Annotated in this window: 20 protein-coding genes and 2 pseudogenes; 12 read left to right on the plus strand and 10 right to left on the minus strand. The window is 65.9% G+C overall.

The annotated features are described in order from the left end of the window. Positions 1-59 precede the first annotated feature (59 nt). Positions 60-521, plus strand: coding sequence for a hypothetical protein (locus tag ACIBW7_RS34275; protein ID WP_397053682.1), 462 nt, complete (start codon positions 60-62; stop codon positions 519-521). A 49-nt stretch (positions 522-570) separates the two neighbouring features. Here the strand turns inward: ACIBW7_RS34275 and ACIBW7_RS34280 are convergent. The 3 genes and pseudogenes from ACIBW7_RS34280 to ACIBW7_RS34290 all read right to left on the minus strand — a co-directional run. After that, positions 571-1365, minus strand: a pseudogene (locus ACIBW7_RS34280) (RNA polymerase sigma factor); the annotation flags it as partial. Between the two features lie 68 nt (positions 1366-1433). Continuing rightward, positions 1434-1655: a hypothetical protein gene (locus ACIBW7_RS34285; protein ID WP_397053684.1), complete on the minus strand. Its 222-nt coding sequence runs from the start codon at positions 1653-1655 to the stop codon at positions 1434-1436. A gap of 233 nt (positions 1656-1888) precedes the next feature. Beyond that, positions 1889-3136, minus strand: a complete 1248-nt coding sequence (locus ACIBW7_RS34290; RefSeq protein ID WP_397053686.1) for a DUF4153 domain-containing protein — start codon at positions 3134-3136, stop codon at positions 1889-1891. Positions 3137-3506: 370 nt separating this feature from the next. Here ACIBW7_RS34290 and ACIBW7_RS34295 point away from each other — a divergent pair, with 370 nt between their 5' ends. After that, positions 3507-4139, plus strand: a complete 633-nt coding sequence (locus tag ACIBW7_RS34295; protein WP_397053688.1) for a hypothetical protein — start codon at positions 3507-3509, stop codon at positions 4137-4139. A 43-nt stretch (positions 4140-4182) separates the two neighbouring features. Here ACIBW7_RS34295 and ACIBW7_RS34300 read toward each other — a convergent pair whose 3' ends face one another. Both ACIBW7_RS34300 and ACIBW7_RS34305 read right to left on the minus strand, forming a co-directional pair. After that, the gene (locus ACIBW7_RS34300; protein ID WP_397053690.1) at positions 4183-5271 is read right to left on the minus strand and encodes an ATP-binding protein; all 1089 of its coding nucleotides are present in this window, start codon (positions 5269-5271) and stop codon (positions 4183-4185) included. Next, complete coding sequence (locus ACIBW7_RS34305; RefSeq protein WP_397053692.1) at positions 5268-5969, minus strand: response regulator; 702 nt, start codon at positions 5967-5969, stop codon at positions 5268-5270. The genes ACIBW7_RS34300 and ACIBW7_RS34305 overlap by 4 nt, the downstream gene beginning before the upstream one ends. Before the next feature lie 172 nt (positions 5970-6141). Here ACIBW7_RS34305 and ACIBW7_RS34310 point away from each other — a divergent pair, with 172 nt between their 5' ends. Beyond that, on the plus strand, positions 6142-6846 hold the full coding sequence (locus ACIBW7_RS34310) for a S1 family peptidase (protein ID WP_397053694.1): 705 nt from the start codon (positions 6142-6144) through the stop codon (positions 6844-6846). Between the two features lie 385 nt (positions 6847-7231). Here the strand turns inward: ACIBW7_RS34310 and ACIBW7_RS34315 are convergent, their stop codons facing one another. Together ACIBW7_RS34315 and ACIBW7_RS34320 are read right to left on the minus strand one after the other, a co-directional pair. Continuing rightward, positions 7232-8122, minus strand: coding sequence for an alpha/beta hydrolase (locus tag ACIBW7_RS34315; RefSeq protein ID WP_397053696.1), 891 nt, complete (start codon positions 8120-8122; stop codon positions 7232-7234). Between the two features lie 73 nt (positions 8123-8195). Then, the gene (locus ACIBW7_RS34320; protein WP_397053935.1) at positions 8196-8501 is read right to left on the minus strand and encodes a hypothetical protein; all 306 of its coding nucleotides are present in this window, start codon (positions 8499-8501) and stop codon (positions 8196-8198) included. A gap of 177 nt (positions 8502-8678) precedes the next feature. Here ACIBW7_RS34320 and ACIBW7_RS34325 point away from each other — a divergent pair, with 177 nt between their 5' ends. The 3 genes from ACIBW7_RS34325 to ACIBW7_RS34335 all read left to right on the plus strand — a co-directional run bounded on the left by ACIBW7_RS34325 (position 8679) and on the right by ACIBW7_RS34335 (position 10898). Next, entirely contained in the window at positions 8679-9068 is a 390-nt protein-coding gene (locus ACIBW7_RS34325) for a VOC family protein (protein ID WP_397053698.1), read from the plus strand. A 174-nt stretch (positions 9069-9242) separates the two neighbouring features. After that, positions 9243-10052 (plus strand): enoyl-CoA hydratase/isomerase family protein, encoded by an 810-nt coding sequence (locus ACIBW7_RS34330; RefSeq protein WP_397053700.1) that lies wholly within the window; start codon positions 9243-9245, stop codon positions 10050-10052. Positions 10053-10169: 117 nt separating this feature from the next. After that, positions 10170-10898 carry a TetR/AcrR family transcriptional regulator gene (locus tag ACIBW7_RS34335; protein WP_397053702.1) on the plus strand — a complete coding sequence of 243 codons (729 nt, stop codon included), beginning with the start codon at positions 10170-10172 and terminating at the stop codon, positions 10896-10898. Positions 10899-10907: 9 nt separating this feature from the next. On the opposite strand, the gene ACIBW7_RS34340 is transcribed toward ACIBW7_RS34335, so the two are convergent. Together ACIBW7_RS34340 and ACIBW7_RS34345 are read right to left on the minus strand one after the other, a co-directional pair. Continuing rightward, entirely contained in the window at positions 10908-11804 is an 897-nt protein-coding gene (locus tag ACIBW7_RS34340) for an enoyl-CoA hydratase/isomerase family protein (protein WP_397053704.1), read from the minus strand. Continuing rightward, positions 11801-12514, minus strand: coding sequence for a PaaI family thioesterase (locus ACIBW7_RS34345; RefSeq protein ID WP_397053706.1), 714 nt, complete (start codon positions 12512-12514; stop codon positions 11801-11803). The genes ACIBW7_RS34340 and ACIBW7_RS34345 overlap by 4 nt, the downstream gene beginning before the upstream one ends. Positions 12515-12629: 115 nt before the next feature. Between ACIBW7_RS34345 and ACIBW7_RS34350 the strand changes: the two genes are divergently transcribed. From ACIBW7_RS34350 to ACIBW7_RS34375, 6 genes are read left to right on the plus strand one after another with little or no spacing between them, the layout of a single operon-like run. Further along, positions 12630-13433 carry an enoyl-CoA hydratase/isomerase family protein gene (locus ACIBW7_RS34350; RefSeq protein ID WP_397053708.1) on the plus strand — a complete coding sequence of 268 codons (804 nt, stop codon included), beginning with the start codon at positions 12630-12632 and terminating at the stop codon, positions 13431-13433. Then, positions 13424-14233, plus strand: coding sequence for an enoyl-CoA hydratase/isomerase family protein (locus ACIBW7_RS34355; RefSeq protein ID WP_397053710.1), 810 nt, complete (start codon positions 13424-13426; stop codon positions 14231-14233). The genes ACIBW7_RS34350 and ACIBW7_RS34355 overlap by 10 nt, the downstream gene beginning before the upstream one ends. Further along, entirely contained in the window at positions 14233-15753 is a 1521-nt protein-coding gene (locus ACIBW7_RS34360) for a class I adenylate-forming enzyme family protein (protein ID WP_397053712.1), read from the plus strand. The genes ACIBW7_RS34355 and ACIBW7_RS34360 overlap by 1 nt, the downstream gene beginning before the upstream one ends. Next, a complete protein-coding gene (locus ACIBW7_RS34365) occupies positions 15743-17335 on the plus strand; it encodes a class I adenylate-forming enzyme family protein (protein WP_397053714.1) in 1593 nt (530 codons plus the stop codon). Before ACIBW7_RS34360 ends, ACIBW7_RS34365 begins: the two co-directional genes overlap by 11 nt. Further along, positions 17328-18905 (plus strand): class I adenylate-forming enzyme family protein, encoded by a 1578-nt coding sequence (locus ACIBW7_RS34370; RefSeq protein WP_397053716.1) that lies wholly within the window; start codon positions 17328-17330, stop codon positions 18903-18905. The genes ACIBW7_RS34365 and ACIBW7_RS34370 overlap by 8 nt, the downstream gene beginning before the upstream one ends. A 30-nt stretch (positions 18906-18935) precedes the next feature. Next, complete coding sequence (locus ACIBW7_RS34375; protein ID WP_397053718.1) at positions 18936-19343, plus strand: PaaI family thioesterase; 408 nt, start codon at positions 18936-18938, stop codon at positions 19341-19343. On the opposite strand, the pseudogene ACIBW7_RS34380 reads toward ACIBW7_RS34375, so the two are convergent. Next, positions 19340-19867 (minus strand): annotated as a pseudogene (locus ACIBW7_RS34380) (hypothetical protein); the annotation flags it as partial. The gene ACIBW7_RS34375 and the pseudogene ACIBW7_RS34380 overlap by 4 nt on opposite strands. Positions 19868-19879 lie beyond the last annotated feature (12 nt).

Below are 19879 nucleotides of genomic sequence, written 5' to 3' on the forward strand. Positions count from 1 at the left end.
TGAGCTGGGGTGCGCGCGCAGGGCTGATGCGAACAGCCTGGCCGCAATACCGTGGAAGTATGCGAACTTTCGTACACCTTTTGCTGCTCGTCTGCGCTATCGCCGTGGCCGTCGGCGCGTTCGGTCCGCTCATCGGCACGATCGGGGCCCGTGACGTTCGGTTCCAAGATCTGCGTGAGGGTTTCGGCTCCGGGCTTACTCTCGACCAGATCGGTGCTCAGTCGGTTTCGTTCCAGACGTCGCTGACCGTCGTCATCGTCGGCGTCGCGGTCGCGGTCTTGATTGCGGCGCTGTTCGGCTCCCGCATGATCGGCTGGCTGGGCGTGGTCGTCGGTCTGGTCGCACTCGGGGTGCTGACATGGCGGTTGGACGAGCAGTTCGACCACCAGTTACGCAGCGACTACCGCGATCTGCTCACCGGCAGCTGGGGCCTGTATCTGGTCGGCGGCGGACTGGTCATCGCCCTGCTGTCGCTGCTCGTCCCCAGAGAGCGCCAGGAGCGGAGCAACACCGTGAGCTGAGACCGTTGAAACTCGAAGCGTCACCGAAGCATCGACGCGACTGCCCGCCTCAGCCGAGCGCAGCGAGCTTGCGCCGCAGCACCGTTCGCTCGCGCTCGTTGCCGCATAGCTGTGCCGCGCGCTCGAGTTCGGTGCGTGCCTCATCGGTGCGTCCCAAGCGGGTGAGCAGCTCACCGCGAACGCTCGACAGTAGATGCGAATTCGGCAGCGCCCCAGCCGCCGCCAACCTGTCCACGATCGGCAGCGCCGCAGCCGGTCCCTGGGCCATCGAGACTGCCACCGCCCGGTTGAGGTCGACCACCGGGGACGGGGCCAGTCTGCCGAGCGCCTCGTAAATGAGCACGATGCGCTCCCAATCCGTCGCCTGGACGCTGGCTGCGACGGCATGACATTCGGCGATCGCCGCCTGCAAGCCGTAGGCGCCGAGGCCACGGCCGACCTGCTCCGCGCGGGCCAGGGCCGCCCGTCCCCGGCGGATCGCGGCACGGTCCCAGCGGCGGCGATCCTGCTGCTCCAATAACACCGGCTCGCCGTCCGGTCCGGTGCGGGCCGGGAAGCGCGCCGCGGTCAGTTCGAGCAGTGCGAGCAGACCGTAGACCTCGGTTTCGTTCGGCACCAGCCGGGTGAGCACCCGCGCGAGACGCTGTGCCTCACCCGCTAGCTCGAATCGGATCAGCTCGTCACCGGAGCTGGCCGTGGAGCCTTCGGTGAAGATCAGATAGATCACGCTGAGCACCGAGCCGAGGCGCTCGGCCCGCTCTTGTGCCGACGGCACCTCGAACGGCACCCGGGCCGCCGCCAAGGTCTTCTTCGCGCGGGTGATCCTGGCCTGCACGGTGGCGGTCTGAGCCGGTTCCCCGCAAGTTGGCACACTCTTGGCACATCAACGACCAGCGCGCGCGATGTATTGGGCTACTGATCTGCAGATGTAGCGGTTACCAGCGGATACCTGGAGAAGCCGCCGAGGGCATTCGGTCCTGACGATGCAATGAGGGCTGTGCCGCGCCGGATGTTGTTTTCCAGAGCCTCGTGGAAGTCGGGGGCGTCGACCATCGGACCGAACCAGTGCTCGACCTCGGCCGCCAGCGACAGAAAGGCTGGAATATCTTGCTGACGCGCGGGTCCGACGATCACTTGGTCAGTGTCACAGGGGTTTGACGGAATGTGGTTACCCCGGCGGAACAGTGCGTCGCCTCGGGAACAGGAGACGCCGTGTCGGTTCCGAGTAGCGAAAGCCGATGGGCGTTGGTGGTCGGCACGATGGACGCACCCCGGCTGCTCGCGCCGCGCTGGCCGATACCGTCGAACTCAGCGCCCAATCCGCGGGATCAGGACAGAAATGGGCGCTGAGTCCATGTACACCCGCTCTAGCGGGCGTTCACGCGCGACAGGTTCCACCCCTGCCACGTATCTTCGTCGAGATCGCGGCGGATCGCGGAGCGCACTTCGCCGCGCTGCGGTTCGGGAAGCCGCTCGACGGCGGGGACGATATCGGGTGAGAGTCTGCCGAGGTAGAGCGTGTCGAGGTTCTTGCCGTGCTCCCAGCGGTCGATATTCCGTTCCGCCACAAGGCCTTCCGGGTTGAGCACGGCCAGCGCGAACAGTGTCGACATGGCGGTGCCGATGGCGGCGCGCGGGAGCCAGGTGCCGTCCAAGCGAAGGACAGCGGCGATCATCAACAGGTACACCAGCCCCAGCCAGAGTTCGCACACCTCGACCAGCAGGCGCATGACGGTGAAGCCGTATGCCTGCTGGTAGGTCCACATGCGGCCGAGGGCGGAGGCCACGATGATCAGCGTCAGCACGGCGATCGCGCACAGCAGGACCCGCAGCCAGGCTCGGTCGGCGGAGGATTCCTGTGCGGCCCAACGCAATACGACGGCGATTACGGCGAGGGTGAGGATGGTGACGATCGAAAGCTGCCAGAATCCGCTGCGCGCGTATTCGGCGTAGGTCAGATTCGCGGTGCGCTGCACGTAGTCGTCACCGCCGAACAGCGCGACGAACTGGGCAGCGACGAAGACCGCGAACAGGATCGTCAACGCGCCCACCGGCAGTGCCCACTCCAACCGTCGCAGGCCTCGGCCGGACGGAGCACCCGTCGCCGCGGCTCGCGGACCCGCAAGCAGATACATGGCCCCGACGCTGCCCAGACCGAGCACCGCGAACAGCACGATCCACTGCACAACCGATGGCACATCGATCTCCGGCGTTACCGCGTCGAGCAGCTTCGCGAATGTCGCATCGGCGCCGCCCAGCAACGGCACGAAAACCGCCAATAACGCGAGCGTCACCGCAACCGACATCCCGGCTCGCCACGACCGGCGCGCCCGACCGTCACCGATCCGCCCGAACGCCGAATACACCCACGGAATGCCCGCAATCGACTCGATCGGCACCGCGATCACGTCGTACCACGCGCCGTACACCGACCGCCGCCCGACTACAGCCAACGACCCGGCCACCCCAGCCCCCACGACACATAGCGCGAACAGCCACCCGGCAGCCCGCACCGCCCCGACGGCAAGCAGCGCCAACGCCAGGGTCGTCCACCAAACCCGCCCCCAATTCAGTGCGCGGTCACCGAATCCCGATCCACCCGGATCAGCTTCCACACCACCGTCTTCCACAGTCGTCCGACCGCCGGTACCGACCGGATCCGAGCTCCCCGATCCGCGCTCGGTCGCTTTCGAGATGGGCGATTCCGGCGAATTCGGTATCGACGCTGCATCGGCCTCCACCAAACCGCCGCTGTTGACGTCGGATCGATCGGACTGCGCGCCGCCATCTTCGAGCAACGTCCGAACACCAGGTATCTCAGGTGCCAGGCGTCCTGGATCACGCCTCGTCTCCTCGGACGCGGCCGAATGCTGTGCCGAGACGGCCGCTTCCGCCGTACGACGAGCGCGGCGGTCCACTGTGAATACCGCGGCCGCTGCTACCGAACCGGCGAGTACCCAACCGATTCCGGGACGGTCCAATGGGATGAACACTGCGCCCGCGAGACCTGCGATGCCCGCTGCGGGCAATACGCCTGGCGGGCAGGCGATGCGCCGCCACCTCGGCACTTGTACAGGCCAGGGTCGCGGTGCGGGCAACGCGGAGCTCGACGGCGGAACCGGCGGAATCATGGGCGGCGGCGCGGTCGATGACGGGCTGATCGGCACACTCGACGGGCTCGACCACACACTCGGCGAGGTCGGCGGCGCATTCGACGCCATTCCTGATGATGTGCCATTCGACGGCACTCCCCGATCCGGCGTCGACGTGCCCGCGGGTTCGCCCGATTCCGTCTGCGCCACATCCTCGCTCGTCGAATCCGATACGTCCGACGCCCGTTCAGCGGACGACGCAGCCGACGCCTCGACAGCCTCCGGAACCGAATCACCCCCGGACTCGGCTGAGGTGGGCGCATCACCCGCGGATTCGGATGTGGACAGGTTGTCGGGCTCGGACGGTGTCGCTGTTTCGGCCGAAGAGTCGGCGGCGTTCGGAGCGTCGGCTGCCGATTCGGCTCGTACCGTCGGCTCCGATATCGCTGCGGGTGGCGTAGATGATTCGGGTTGCGATGGATCGGATCGGTCTGGCAAAGGTATCCCCTCCTACGGGCGTGCGTGATCGTCCCGGAACCTGCGAGGTCCGGGTTGCGGAACGTTGGGCGTTAGGGGGCCGGAAGTACCACGCGAATGCGCGAGCCCGGATCGGCGACGGCTATGGTGCCGCCGTGTAGATCGACTATCCAGCGGGAGATGGCCAGGCCCAGGCCGGTACCGCCGCCGTCGGTGCGCCCGCCGCGGGTGAAGCGGTCGAAGATGGTGGCGCGCTCGGCGATCGGGATGCCGGGGCCTTGGTCTTGGACGTCGATGACGAGACCACCGCGGTCGGCGCGGGCCTCGATGCGGACTTCCCCGCCGGCGGGTCCGTGACGGGCGGCGTTGTCGAGCAGGTTGAGCAGCACCTGATGCAAACGTGCACGGTCTGCGAAAACGCTTGCGCTGCTCGGTTGCACGTCGGTGCGGAAACGCACGCCGCGCCCGAGCGCCGCCGCGGCCACCTCGGCCTCGGCAATGACCTCGGCCAACAGCGGTGTGACGCTGAGTTCTTCGCGGTCGAGGGCGCGGGCGCCGGATTCGATGGTGGACAGGTCGAGCAGTTCGGAGACGAGTCGGCCGAGCCGTTCGGTTTGGGCGAGTGCGGTGCGCAGGGTTTTGTCGTCGGGTTCGGAGACACCGTCGACCATGTTCTCCAGCACCGCATTCAGCGCGGTGATCGGGGTGCGCAGTTCGTGGGAGACATTGGCGATCAGGTCGCGGCGCTGTTGGTCGGCGGCGGCCAGGTCGGCGGCCATCTGATTGAAGGCCACCGCCAGTTGCCCGACCTCGTCGCGGGAGCTGGCCCGTACCCGGCGGGTGTAGTCGCCCTGCGCCATCCGCTTGGCCGCCGCGGTCATCTCGCGCAGCGGCCGAGTGGTGCCGTGCGCGAGGATCTGCGAGGTGATCAGCGCGATCACCGTCGCCGCGATCGTCGTCTTCGGCGGCAGCCAGCCGATCCGCAGCCGGAAGAAGCCGAATGCCACCCCGGCCGACCCGAGCATCAGAATCGCGAACTTCAGCTTGATCGATTTCACCGGATCCAGCGGTCGCGGCACCACTTCCGCTATCGCGTCCGATATGCCGCGCAGCTTCCGCGAAACAGTTGCGCGCCACTGCGTCCCCGCGCGCACGACATCCTCGGTGACGTGATCGCTCATCGCGCATCCAACGCATAGCCGACACCGTGCACCGTACGGATCACATCCGCGCCGAGCTTGCGGCGCAACGCCTTGATATGACTGTCGACCGCCCGGGTACCCGCGGCGTCGGCCCAGTCCCACACTTCTTCGAGCAACCGTTCCCGGGCCAGCACCACGCGGGGCCGTCGTGCCAGCCGAGCCAGCAGGTCGAATTCGAGCGGGGTGAGTTGTGCTTCGATATCGGCGCGCCACACACGACGCTGGTCCACATCGATGCGTAGGTCACCGACGATGATGGTGGCGCCGTCACGCTCGGCGACGCGATCCAGCCGGCGCAGCAGGGCGTGCACGCGCGCGGTGAGGACACGAAGCGAGAACGGTTTGGTCAAGTAGTCGTCCGCACCGACGCCGAGGCCGATGAGCTGATCGGTTTCATCGGTACGCGCGGTGAGCATGAGAACCGGGATCGGACGCGCGGCCTGGATGCGGCGACATACTTCGAGACCGTCGAATCCGGGCAGCATCACATCCAACACGACCAGATCGGGCACCACTGCCTCGGCCGTCGCGACCGCCCCCGGACCATCATGCGCCAGATCGACGGTGAACCCCTCGGCCCGCAGGCGCACCGCCACCGATTCCGCGATGGTCACCTCGTCGTCGACCACCAGAATCCGTCGCGCCGCCTGCCCGTTGCCCGCCGCGTGCTGTTCCATGAACCGAAACCCTAGCCACCCGCTGTGGAGAGAACCCGCGTCAATTGTGGAGATTCCGTGTGCACCGCACGCCCGCTCGAGCAGGACGGCCGATCCGGCGACATCAAACTGTTTCCCACCTGCAACGAAAGCGAACACCGAGAAGCTGCGACCACGGCGGACAGTTAGCTACATGGTTGCCATGGGCGGGATCGGGATACGCGTGCTCGTGGCCGCGGTCATCGCGGTCATCGCCCCCTCGGGGCTCCCCGGTGACGTGACGGCCGCACAGATGGCGACACTGGGCGGCGGCTCGGGCATCCTGATCGAGGGCCGAGCGGTATGCACGCTCACCACGGTCGGCTACGACAGCGCCGACCGGATGGTCGGGATCACCGCCGGACACTGCGCCGAGATCGGTATGTCCGTCGAGGCCGAGACACAGCAGGCGGGCGTCGTCGGCACCGTCGCCACGGTCGACCACAGCAACGACTTCGCGGTCATCGAATTCGACCGCACCAAAGTCACGCCGGTTCGCCAGGTAGCGCAGACCTTCATCGGTGGCATCGGCACACCGCCGCGACCGGGCGATATCGTCTGCAAGAACGGCCGGACCTCCGGCTTCGACTGTGGTGTGGTGTGGGATACGCACGGGTGGTGGTTCCAGAGTCAGCTCTGCTCCAGGCCGGGTGATTCGGGCGGGCCGGTCACCCTCGGTGACCGCCTGGTCGGGATGAATATCGGGCATATCGGGGTCATGGTGCTCGGCGTGATCGTCTTCGACATCGCCTGCGGCGCGGCGCCGGTGCACGATCCGGCCGTGGCGATCGACATCGGCGTAATCCTGCGTGAGATGGATCGGTCGGGTGCGGTCGGTGCCGGGTTCCGGCCGCTCTGAGATCATGGCTCCAATTCCGGCCCGCCCGTTCGTGCACTCGATGCCGAAATGCGCCGACTGTCCAATGGATACGGCGCTACCCTGATCGGCTTCGAACCCAACGCCGCCGCCACACATCCGCGCGTACGGGCCGAGGACCGACTTCACCTCAGCTCCTCGGCCACACGCTGGTCGCCCGCGTCGTCGCCTTTCCCGGCTCCGACACCAGCTGGCGCGACCCACTGCCACCACTCGAGCGCACCTTCGCCTAGGTACTCCCCGCAGAATTGCATTGGATGACAATCCACATGCCGCCCTGGGTCGGCCGCCGACTCCGAGGCCGCTCGTCGGGCACGGGTATCGCTCCCGAGTGGGCCGAACTGCTACCGGTATTCGCCTGAAGGCGCTATCCGTTCAGCTCAGCAAGCAGAAAGTCACGGGCGACGCTGGACGCGAGTTCGAACTGCTCCTCGTAGACGGCGAAGTGCGGACCTGGAAGCAGCGCCAGTTGTTTGGGTTCCAGCGCCTCGGCGTAGCTCTGCAGGGCGATATCGCTCGGCGTCAGGGTGTCTTGGTCGGCGATCACCATCAGCAGTGGCGTCGGAGAGACGCGACGCAGGAAGGCTTCCGGGGCGTAGGACTGGAACTTGTCGACGCTGGAGAGGGTGACCTCGTTGCGCCAGGTGGGGATCTGCGGACCGTTGGCCATCAACCAGTTGTAGACCTCGATACCGGGCATGGCGACCAGTTCGGTGGGATCATCGGAGGCCGCTTTGATCATCTGATGCGGTTTGCCCGAGGCGCGGGCTTGCCGGTCGGCGGCGATGGCCGCATGGACCGCGGGCAGCATGATGGAGGGGACCAGACTGCGGAAGTTGGCCCAGCCGTTGGTGAGTGGCACCTGCGACACCACCGCGCGCACGCGTCGATCGGTCGCCGCGACGACCAAAACGTGGCCGCCCGCGAAACTGGTTCCCCAGATGCCGATGCGTTCCGGATCGATGCCCTCCAGGGTTTGCGCGAACGTGATCGCATCGCGATAGCCCTCGATCTGGGCGACGGGGTCGACCTCGTAACGCGGTTCGCCATCGGAGGTCCCGAATCCAGGATGGTCGTACACCAGACAAGCCAGGCCCGCCTTGCTGAACACTTCGGCGAATGGGGCAACCCATTCCTTGACGCCCGCGAAGCCGTGTGTCATCACCACCAGCGGGACCGGGCCCGACGCCGCTTCCGGCCTGAAGAGCCAGCCCCGCAATGTCACTGCGCCGCTGGTGAATTCGATATCGACCCGCATCCGATGCCCTCCGTTACTTCCGTCCTGTAACGAAGGTACGGCCTGGGTGACGTGATGTCGAAGGACTGGTCGATCAGGTCCACAGCACTGCGATGAACACGTTGACGATCGCCAGACCACCGGATGCATGCGTCATCCACGGCACCGCCTTGCCCCGCTTGGCATCGGCACGGCCGATCTCCGCGAAAGCAGCGACCAATACCGAGATGACCAACTTGGTGCCGATCTTCGCCATATTCGGATCCTTGCCGAGCGAATCGATCGAATCGGCCATACCTACCAGGATCAAACCGGTGACGAGCTGTGCCCGCGCACCCCACACCATCAGCTCGGATACGCCCGGCTGTCCGGCGACATACCCGCCGACAACCGCCGCCATACCCAGCAGATGGGCGACGACGACGATGTTGTACACGACCTCCACGTCGCAAACTCCCTCAGTCACGGTGACCGTTCCGACCCACGAGTCTTCCAGCACCCACGCTCGCCGACATGCAAATCCGAGGCAACGGCGATCTGGCCGATACCGTGCGTGTGGCTGGCTAGCATGACGAGGATGCTGAGCAACGCACACATCGAAGCCCGCATACCCACCGAGGACCTGGCCCGAGCCCGCCGCTGGTACGCCGAGAAACTCGGCCTCGAACCGGTCGAGGAACGCGAGGGCGGCCTGCGTTACCAAGGTGCGTCGGGTGTCTTCTGCCTGTTCGCCTCCGCCGGTGCGTCCGACGGCTCGTTCACCCAAATGGGTTTCTACGTCGATGACATCGAGGCAACCGTCGCGGGCCTGCGGTCCCGCGGCGTGGTGTTCGAAGAATACGACGGCACCGTGAACGGGATCATGGACATCGCGGGCAATTATCCGAGCAAGGGGCGAGCCGAGCGGGGCGCATGGTTCCGCGACAGCGAGGGCAACCTGCTCGGTATCGGCCAAGTCATCCCCTAGACCGCGCATCGCGACACGCTCGTCACCCTCCCGGCCGGTGCCGAGGAGGCCATCGTGCTCGCCGTCGCGACCGAGTGCGCGATCACCACCTCGCAGCGGTTGACAGTATTAGATACTGTATATCTAACAGTATGGTGCGAACCGTACGCGGCCGGAGAAGACGCAGGTACAACAGTGAGCGATGACGACACCACCGACGGCACAGTGCACAGCCACCGCGACGGCGCTCTGCTACGCCTGACCCTGAACCGTCCTGCCCGGCGCAACGCACTCAGCCCCACGATGATCGATGATCTGGTCGGCGCGCTCACCGCCGCCGCCACCGACGACACCCTGCGCGTCATCCACATCCAGGGCACGGGCAACGATTTCTGCTCCGGGGTGGACTGGGTCGCCACCAACAGCGGCGGAAACCGCGCCCGGACCGGCGACCTCGTCCGGCGCATACCGCATACCGCGCACCGTGTCATCGAACTCGTCCATACCGTTCAGCTGCCCGTGGTGTGCACCGTCCGCGGCTGGGCGGCGGGTATGGGATGCAACCTCGCGCTCGCGGCCGATTTCACCATCGCCGCCGCCGATGCCGTGTTCTGGGAGCCCTTCCTGGCTCGCGGATTCAGTCCGGACACCGGATCCACCTGGCTGTTGCCGCGCCTCGTCGGACTCACCCGAGCCAGACGACTACTGCTGCTGGGCGAGAAGGTCGGGGCCACCGACGCGGCCGATTGGGGTTTGATCCATCAGGTCACCGACCCCGCCGAACTCGAACAGCACACCGAGGCACTGCTCACCCGCCTGAGCGCGGCGGCGACCATCGCCTTCGGACTCACCAAACAGGCCATCCATCACAATCAGCACGCAACCTTGCCCGAAGCACTCGACCACGAACTCTTCGCCCTCGAACTCGCTTGCCGCACCAGAGATTTCAAGGAGGGCCTGACCGCCTTCCAGCAGCGTCGCACACCGGATTTCCAGGGTCGATAGCAAGCCGCGCGCCCTACCTCGAGCACCGCCCCAACCGCCCCAGAATGTGACAACAGTAATAACAGCAGTATGCTTTGCTGTGCTAGCTTCGATCTTCCACACGGAATGGAAGCTGGAATGACGAAAAGGAGCGCCGCAGCAAAGCGGCCGAGGCGTGAGCGCGGCTCTCTCAATGCGGCCGATATCATCGATGGCGCGTTCGAACTCGCCGAACAGGTATCGATCGACGGCCTGAGCATGCCGCTGCTCGGCAAGCATCTCGACGTCGGAGTCACCAGTATCTACTGGTATTTCCGCAAGAAGGACGACCTGCTGAACGCGATGACCGATCGCGCGCTGAGTCAGTATGTCTTCGCGACACCCTTCGTCGAGGCCAGCGATTGGCGCGAGACGCTGAATAAGCACGCGCACATGATGCGCGAGACCTTTCTGGGAAATCCCATCCTCTGCGACCTGATCCTGATCAGGTCGGCGCTGAGCCCGCATGCCGCCAGGTTGGGTGCCGAGCAGATGGAGCAGGCAGTAGCCAGCCTGGTGGAGGCCGGGCTGTCCGTCGACGAGGCTTTCGACACCTATTCCGCGATCAATCTGCACATCCGCGGATCGGTTGTACTGCAACGGCTCTACGACAAGAACAAGGAACTGGATGCCGAAGGCGGCGCCTATTACGACGACATCCTGATCGAATCCGAGACAACTCCGCTGCTCGCCGAGGCAATGGCCAAGGGCCGGAAATCGGGCGCACCCGATGAGCGGAACTTCGAATACGGTCTGAAATGCCTTCTCGATGACGCGAATAGGCTGATCGAGGCCCGGCGAGAAACAATCGCGCCGCGCCCTTCGTGAGCCGACCCGCTACGGCACCTCGGGTTCCGGGACATCGAAGTGTTCGTCCCGCAGTCGGAATGCCTCCTTGGTCCCGTGCTCGGCGCGTGTCTTGACGAAGTTGAATTCGCCGGGAGCGAATTGCAGATTGGTCCCGAATGCGTGGAAGAGATAGCTGGCCACTTCCTCGCCTTGATATGCCTGGCTCTGCTCGACGAGCCGGAACGCCTCCTTGGCGATGACGACACCATCGGCGGGCATCTTCGCGGCCTTCTCGGCCCAGTACCGCGCCCGCGCCGCCACCGCGGCCGGTTCGCACGTCTCGGTGAAGACGCCGAGATGTTCGACGCCGCCCGCTTCGATGATGTCGCCGGTCAACAGCAGTCGGCGCGCGAGCACCGGACCGAGTCGGTGGAAGAACATATGCAGGCTACCGAGCGCGGGGCCGAGGAAACGTGTCGCGGGCATACCGATTTTCGTATCCCGCGAGATCACCGAAATATCGGTCATCAGCGCCATTTCGAAACCGCCACCGAGTGCGTAGCCGCTGATCTCACCGACCGTGACCTTCGGAAAGCCGAGGAAATTGTGGTAGAAGTCGAACGATTTGCGGTCCACCGTCAGCCGTCGTCGTTGGCTGGGCCGACTCTTGGTGGCTCGCTTGCCGTTTCCGGCTCCCTCGCCGTACCAGCCGTAGGCATTGTTCATATCGGCGCCGGTGCTGAACACACCTCCCGCCCCGCGCAGCAGCACGACGGTGATGTCGTCGTCCTCCGCGATCTGGTCCAGGTACCGGGCCAGACCGTCGCGCATCGCCGCATCGTAGGAATTGCGCCGACTCGGATTGTTCAGCGTGACAGTGGCCATCCTCTTGTCGGGGTCCACGTGGTACAGCACGCGGCCGTCGGCGTCGCTCGAACTGGTCATCGGCGGGACTCTTCCTTCTCGTTCGGGGATCGCTTTCCGTATCGCGCCCCGGACAGCCGCGCGGGCGGCAAGGCGACCGTCTGGACGACTGCCGTGCACAGCACCTCGTCTTCCAGAATCAGCCGCGCGGTCGATTCGATACCGGTCTCCCCCACCGACCGAACGATTTCGAATCGCAGCTCGACGAGGATCGGCGTCGGACGGCGGTAGGTGACATTCAGCGAGCGGGTCTTGCCGGTCAGGCCGACCGCACAGCTCTGGTGCTGGACGACGGCGTCGAAGAAGACCGCGAGGAACCCGCCGTGCACGAGCCCGGGCGGGCCTTCGTGCACCAGCGGAAAGGTGACCCGGCCGGCGGCCGCCGCGACGTCGAGATGGTCGAATCGGTATTCCGGGAAACAGGGATTGTATGCGCCGATGTCCGACGCGTGGTCCAGATAGACCCGCTGCGAAGCACTTTGGGTGGTGCCGACCCGTGGCGCCGGATCCGGCGGAACCGCCGAGCGCAGTTCGCGCTCCCATTCGACGAATCGCCCGAGCATGGTGTCGACGGTCGGATGGGGATGTTCCAACGACAGCAGTAACCCGCTGAGCCTGCGCATGGCGGCGGCAGCGGCCATGGTCTGCGGCAGCGGTTGCTCGCCGAAACGAATCGCCGATCCGGTGGCGGCCGTCGCGCCACTCGGGGGCGATTGCCCATGCTCGGCCATCGGACCTCTTTTCGTCGTCGATGCGTATCCGCTACCTTTGCAGAAGCCTAACGGTACTGTCTACTGTATATATATCAGTAGTGCGTGCCAGCAGCCGTGCCCAGGAAGGAATCCCATGCCGTTCGACACCATCGGATACGACGTGGACGGGCATACGGCCACCGTCACACTGAACCGGCCGGACGCCCTCAACGCACTCAGCCCGCACATGATCACCGAGTTGCGGGCGGCATACGACGAGGCGGAGCATGACGACAAGGTCTGGTCGATCATCATCACCGGCACCGGGCGGGCCTTCTGCACCGGCGCGGATGTGAAGGCCATCCCCGGCGACGGCAAGGTCGTCGACCAACGGCCGTATCTGTCCACCTACGAGCAGTGGGAAGCACCCCAGGAGGGCACACCCCCGTTCCGCACCATGACCAAACCGATCCTGGCCGCGATCAACGGATTGTGTTGCGGCGCTGGGCTCGACTGGGTCACCACCGGGGATATCGTCATCGCCTCGGAGCGCGCGAGCTTCTTCGACCCGCACGTCAGCATCGGTTTGGTCGCGGGCCGCGAGGTGGTGCGCCTGGCCAGGGTGCTGCCGCGTTCGGTCGCGCTACGCATGGCGCTGATGGGTAGGCACGAACGGATGAGCGCGCAGCGCGCCTACGAGTTGGGCATGATCACCGAGGTCGTCGAGCACGAACGGCTCCTCGAGCGCGCGCACGAGATCGCCGACATCATCAATTCCAATGCGCCGCTTGCGGTTCGGGGCACTCGCCTGGCCATCGTCAAAGGACTGGACGTACCGCTGCACGAAGCGGAGATGCTCGCCGAATCATTCCGGGAGCGCGTCACCCGGACCGAGGACGCGCTCGAGGGGCCCAAGGCCTTCATCGAGAAGCGGACCCCGGATTGGCAGTGCCGATGAATACCGATTTCGAGACCATTCTGCTGGAGGTGGATCCGGTCGACCGGGTAGCCACCATCACATTGAATCGGCCCGATCGCCTCAACGCTTTCGATCGCACCATGTGCCAGGAAGTCGAACGTGCCTGGCATACAGTCAAACTGGACGATGCGGTCAATGCCGTCGTGATGCGCGCGGCGGGCGCTCGAGCGTTCAGCGCCGGTTTGGATATCAAGAAACCCTACGGGCAGCCCGCCAGTGTGTGGCATCACGAGGATCCCGGTGAAGCACTCAGTCCGAAGTGGCAGAAGATGTGGAAACCGGTGATCTGCGCCGTGCACGGCATCTGCACCGCGGGCGCGTTCTACTTCGTCAACGAGGCCGACATCGTGATCTGTTCGACCGAGGCCACCTTTTTCGACTCGCATGTCTCCGCGGGGCTGGTCTCCGCATTGGAACCCGTCGGGCTCATGCGACGAGTCGGCCTCGGCGACACCTTGCGCATTGCGCTGATGGGCAATGACGAACGGGTCGGCGCGGAAACCGCGTTGCGAATCGGACTGGTGACCGAAGTGGTCGAGCGCGACCGGCTCTGGGCCCGCGCACACGAGATCGCCGCCATCGTCGCCGCCAAACCGCCGGCGGCCACGCAGGGCACGGTCAAAGCGATCTGGGAATCACTCGACAAGCCTTATCGCGCGGCACTGGACCACGGACTCATCTATACACGCCTCGGCAATCCGATCGGCACCGCCCAACTGGCCAACCAGCGCGACGGCACTGCGCCGCAGCGTGTTCCGACCGAACCGAGGATCCGGTGATGAACGATTACCCGAGCGACAACCATCCCCTGATTCGACGCATCGCCGATGCGCTCGACCTACGGCCGGACACGCCCGCGATCGAGTACGACGATCGTTGGTTCTCCTGGCGAGCGCTCGGCGATATGGCACGTCGCATCCGCTCCTACACCACCGCGCCCGGGGCGAGGCCGCGAAGGGTCGGCATTTTGCTGCGCAATCGGCCCGAGCACGTCGCCGCCTTTCTCGGTGTCCTACTCGGTGGCGGCAGCGTCGTGGTGATCAATCCGGCACATGGTGACGACCGGATCCGAGCCGATATCGCCGCGCTGCGGCTACCGCTGGTCATCGGCCGTGCCAGCGATCTCGCGGCACTGGTCACGCCCGAATCGGGCACTGCGACGGTGTCGATATCGGAATTGGACGTAGAGCCGCACTCGACCGCCGCCACCGGACATCCGAACGATGCCGGTGCGGCCGAGCCGGGGGTGGCGGTTCACATGCTGACCAGCGGGACTACCGGCCCCCCGAAGCGCGTCGACATCACCTACGACATGCTGGCGCGCAGCGTGCTCGGAACCGACCCGGGTCGTGCGAGGCCACCGAGCGAACCACGACACGGTATCGCGATCGTCAATGCGCCACTGGTCCACATCGGCGGCGTATTCCGAATCCTGCAGTGCGTCACCGAGGCCCGGCCGTTCGTGCTGCTGCCTCGGTTCGAACTCGGCAGCTGGGCCAAGGCGGTGCGCGCGCATCGTCCGGCCACGGTTTCGCTGGTGCCCGCCGCGTTGCGCACAGTGCTGCACTCGGATCTGGGCAAGGACGATCTGGCGGGCATCCGCGTCGTCACCTCCGGCACGGCACCGCTCTCGGCCACCGACGCCGACGCCTTCTACCAGAAGTTCGATATCCCCGTCCTGACATCCTATGCCGCAACCGAATTCGGCGGCGGCGTCGCCAGTTGGACGCTGGCCGACCACCAGCAATACTGGAATGCCAAGCGCGGCAGCGTCGGCCGCGCGAGCGGCGGCGCGAGGCTGCGCGTCGTCGGCGAGGACGGCGCCGTACTCGGCACCGATCGCACCGGTTTGCTGGAAGTCATCCCCGGACAGCTGGGTCCGGACGGAGACTGGATCCGCACCACCGATATCGCTCGCATCGATGCCGACGGATTCCTGTGGATCCTCGGACGGGTCGATCAAGCGATCATCCGTGGTGGCTTCAAGATCATGCCGGACGATGTCCGCACCGCCCTGGAAAGCCATCCCGCCGTGCAGGGGGCAGCGGTGGTGGCCCGGCCCGACCAGCGCCTCGGGGAAACACCGGTCGCACTGGTGGAACTGCGCGATGGCGCGACCGCCGGAACCGACGAATTGGTGCAGTTCCTCCGAACGCGCTCGGCGGCCTATGAGATTCCCACCGCGATCGCGATTGTCGAGGCCATTCCGCGAACACCGTCCGGCAAGGCGGATCTGAGCGCGGTACGGCGTCACTTCAACGAACCCGCGGCCGCCGTGCGAGGCGACAATGGCCACTGACTCCCCCACCGTCGCGCAACTCTTGCACCGGCATGCCCGAACCAGGCCGGATCATCCGCTGTTCATCTGCGACGACGAACGCCTCGGCTACGGCGAAGCGCAGGGCCGCTCGGCATGGCTCGCCCGCGGGCTCATCGCCCTCGGGGCCGGTAAAGGCACCCATATCGGTCTGCTGTATCCCAACAGCGCCGACTTCGTCGTCGGCGCGCTCGCCGCCGCGCGCATCGGCGCCGTGATCGTCCCGTTCTCGACATTCGCCACCGCCGGCGAGATGCGCGAACAGTTGGTCGACAGTGATATCCGAATCCTGCTCGCCGCCGCGAGCTTTCGCTCCCACAATTACGTCCAGCGGCTGACCGAGGTGCTCACCAGCTCGAAGTTCGACTCCGGGGGCAGATTGCTCTGCGGTGCGGTCCCCCAGCTGCGCCACGTCGCGATCAGCTACGGCACGGACCCGCGCCGCGTCCGCAGTATCGAGGACCTCGACCACTTCGCCCAGTCTGTCGACGAAGCACTGCTCACCGCGATGGAGAACGATGTCGACGGCTCGGACCCGCTGGCCATCATCTACACCTCCGGTTCCACCAGCGCGCCCAAAGGAGTCGTGCACACGCACGGCGCACTACTCGAGCACCAGAGGAACTTGAACGAGATCCGCGGGCTCACCGAGACAGACACCTTGTTCTGCACCTCGCCGTTCTTCTGGATCGGCGGATTCGCCTTCGGGCTGTTGGCGACCCTGGTCGCCGGATCGACGCTGGTCTGCTCGAACGCCACCGACCCCGGTGCGACCCTCGATCTGCTCGTGGCCGAGAAGCCGACGATGACAAATGGTTTCGCGGCGGCCAGCGCCCACCTCGCCCGGCATCCCAGCTTCCCCGATCGCGATCTCTCCAGTATGCGCCGAGGCAACCTGTACTCGATCATGGCCGAGGAGGTGCGCCCCCGCGATCCCGAACTGCGCCACAATATGCTCGGTCTGACCGAAGCGGGCAGTGTCGTACTGCTGAGCGGCGACGAATCCGATCAGCCGGAGCAGCGCCGCGGATCATTCGGCAAGCCCGCCCCCGGATTCGACATCAGGATCGTCGACCCGGACACCGGTGCTGAGGTAGACACCGGCGAGACCGGCGAGCTGTGCATTCGCGGGCCCTATGTCATGCAGGGTTACTACAAGCGCAGCCGGGAGGAGAGTTTCGATGCCGACGGCTGGTTCCATACCGGTGACCTGGTGCGCGTCGACGGCGACGGCTTCGTGTACTTCATCGGCAGGCATGGTTCGATGATCAAGACCGCAGGCACGAACGTCTCCCCAGGGGAGGTCGAGCAGGCCATCACCAAGATCACCGCTGCCGCGGCGCATGTGCTCGGCATTCCCGATCCGGATCGAGGTCAGACTGTCGCGGCGGTGATCGTCACACCGAACGGCGGCGTAATCGGCGACCTGCGGGAACGACTTCGAACCGAACTCTCGGCGTACAAGATTCCCAAGCGGTTCGTCTTCGCGCGAGCCGCGGACATACCGATGCTGTCCAGCGGCAAGGTCGATGTCCAACGACTCCGAAAGATGTTCGATGCCTGAGGATGTCGCGGCGAGCGCATGCACCGTCGACGCGTTGATACGACTGCGTGCAGACCGCGACGGAGCCGACTCTGCGATCATCGATCCGACCGCGCACCTCACCTACGCCGAACTCGACGCGACGACCCACCAGCTGGCCGCGGCATTCGTCGAGGCCGGTGTCGGCAAGGGCACCCGCGTGGGGTTGATCATGCCCAACAGCGTCCGCTGGGTGCAGTTCGCGGTCGCGCTCACGCGTATCGGCGCGGTGCTGGTCCCGCTCAGCACCTTGCTGAAGACCCCGGAACTGGTCGCGCAATTGCGCGTCGCCGCAGTGGAATTCGTGATCGCGGTCGAGGAGTTCCGCGGGCATCGCCATGTCGAGGGCCTTCGATCCGAGCTGGGACTATCCGATCTCGACGATGCGCCGATCCGACACCCCGCGCTGCCGGCGCTACGGCGCGTGTGGACCGTCGATCAGGTCGACGGTCTGCCGGTCTCCGCGACGGCCATCGAGGTCGCCGCCGCTTTGGCGCGCACCATCGCCGCCGCGGATCCGCTGACCATCATGTTCACCTCAGGAAGCCGAAGTCTCCCCAAAGGCGTGATCCATTCACACGGCAACGCCTTCGGCGCCGTGCGCTCCGGACTCGCCGGCCGATGCATCGACCGCGACACCAGGCTGTACCTGCCTATGCCCTTCTTCTGGGTGGGCGGCTTCGGCGGTGGTGTCCTGTCCGCGCTGCTGGCGGGCGCCACCTTGGTCACCGAGGCGATTCCGCGACCGGAGACCACATTGCGACTGCTGGAGCGCGAGCGAGTCACCCTCTTTCGCGGCTGGCCCGATCAGGCCGAAGCGCTTGCGCGCCAGGCGGATACGATCGGCGCCGACCTCTCGGCGCTGCGACCGGGCAGCCTCGAGGCATTGCTACCGCCCGAACAACGCTCGCGACCGGGTGCGCGTGCCAACCTGTTCGGCATGACCGAATCCTTCGGCCCCTACTGCGGTTACCGCGCCGACACCGATATGCCCGACCTCGCGGCGGGCAGCTGCGGGCGGCCGTTTGCCGGTATGAAGGTGCGCATCGTCGATCCGACGCACGGCAGCCCGGTACCAGCGGGCATGGTGGGTGAGATCCAACTCCGCGGACCGCATACTTTGCGCGGCATCTGCCGCCGCAGTCGCGAAGACCTGCTGACCGTCGACGGCTTCTATTCCACCGGGGATCTCGGCCATCTCGACGAAGGCGGATTCCTGTTCTATCACGGCCGCTCGGACGACATGTTCAAGGTCAGCGGCGCCACCGTCTACCCCAGTGAAGTGGAACAGGCCCTGCGCGGCATCAACGGTGTCGAGAACGTCTTCGTCACCAATGTCGTTCAGGGACAGAGCGATCAGGTGGCCGCGGCCGTGCTGGGTGATATCTGCATTGATCGGCTCCGCACCGACGCGCGGAAACGGCTCAGCGCGTTCAAGGTGCCGACGATCTGGTTGGTGCTGGAGTCCGACGAGCGCATCCCACGCGGATCGACCGGCAAGGTCGATATCACGGCATTACGCGACCTGCTGTCGCGCCTGGGCAGTAAATGAATACAGTGCGGCGACAAGGTGAGCGAAAACATGACAGCGATGCAAGCGATCAGTGGGCTCCTCGACCACATCGGATTCCGCCGAACCGGTGGCGCGGACGACTCACCTGTTTGGGAGCTTCCGGTCGCTCCGCACGTGGTCAACACCTCGGGTGGACTACAGGGCGGGCTGATCGCGACACTGGCCGATATCGCGGCGGGCACGGCGGCATTGGCGACGCGGCCGACCGGCGGCGTAGTCACCTCGGATCTGAGTGTGCGTTATTTTCGCGCCATCACCGACGGCGCGGCGCGCGCCGTCACCAAGATCGTGCACGCGGGCAAGCGCTCCATCGTCGTCCAGGTCGAAGTGCGGAGCATGCCAGGCGACGAACTGGCCGCACTCGCAACCGCCAACTTCGCCACCGTCAACTTCAACACCGGCGCGACAAAGCCTTAGCCGAGCACGGTCGAGTTCGGCGGCAGCGTCGAGCCGCCGCGGCGGCGAGAGCGCCCGGTGCCCGGACCGCGGCCGTACATGGCCGCCACCTCGTCCAGCTTCGCCTTCAACGCCGTATTGCGCGGCAATTGTTCGACCACAGCGATCGCGACCGGCACATGATGACTCGGAAGTGCTTGCCGGACGAGTTCTTTCAGTTCGGACTCCGCTGAGGCAGGTAACCCTCGCCGCTTTTCCACCGCGGCGAAGGGCACCTGTCCGAGCCGCCGATCGGGCACACCGACCACGCAGGCATCGCGGACCGCGGGATGCGCGAGCAGTACCTTGCGCACAATCTCGGGCAAGATCTTGAATCCACCGCGATTGATGGCGCCGTCGCCCCGGCCGTGCACCGTGACGAAACCGTCGGCGTCCACCGAGGCGAGATCGGTCGTGCGCACCCAATTCGGGCCCAGCACAGCCACCCTCGCTTCCAGAAAGCCCTGCGTACCGATCGCAGCCTCGGATCCGGTCGCCGCGTCGATGTATCAATAGAC

The sequence above is a fragment of the Nocardia sp. NPDC049526 genome (genome assembly GCF_044465765.1).
Lineage (GTDB): Bacteria > Actinomycetota > Actinomycetes > Mycobacteriales > Mycobacteriaceae > Nocardia.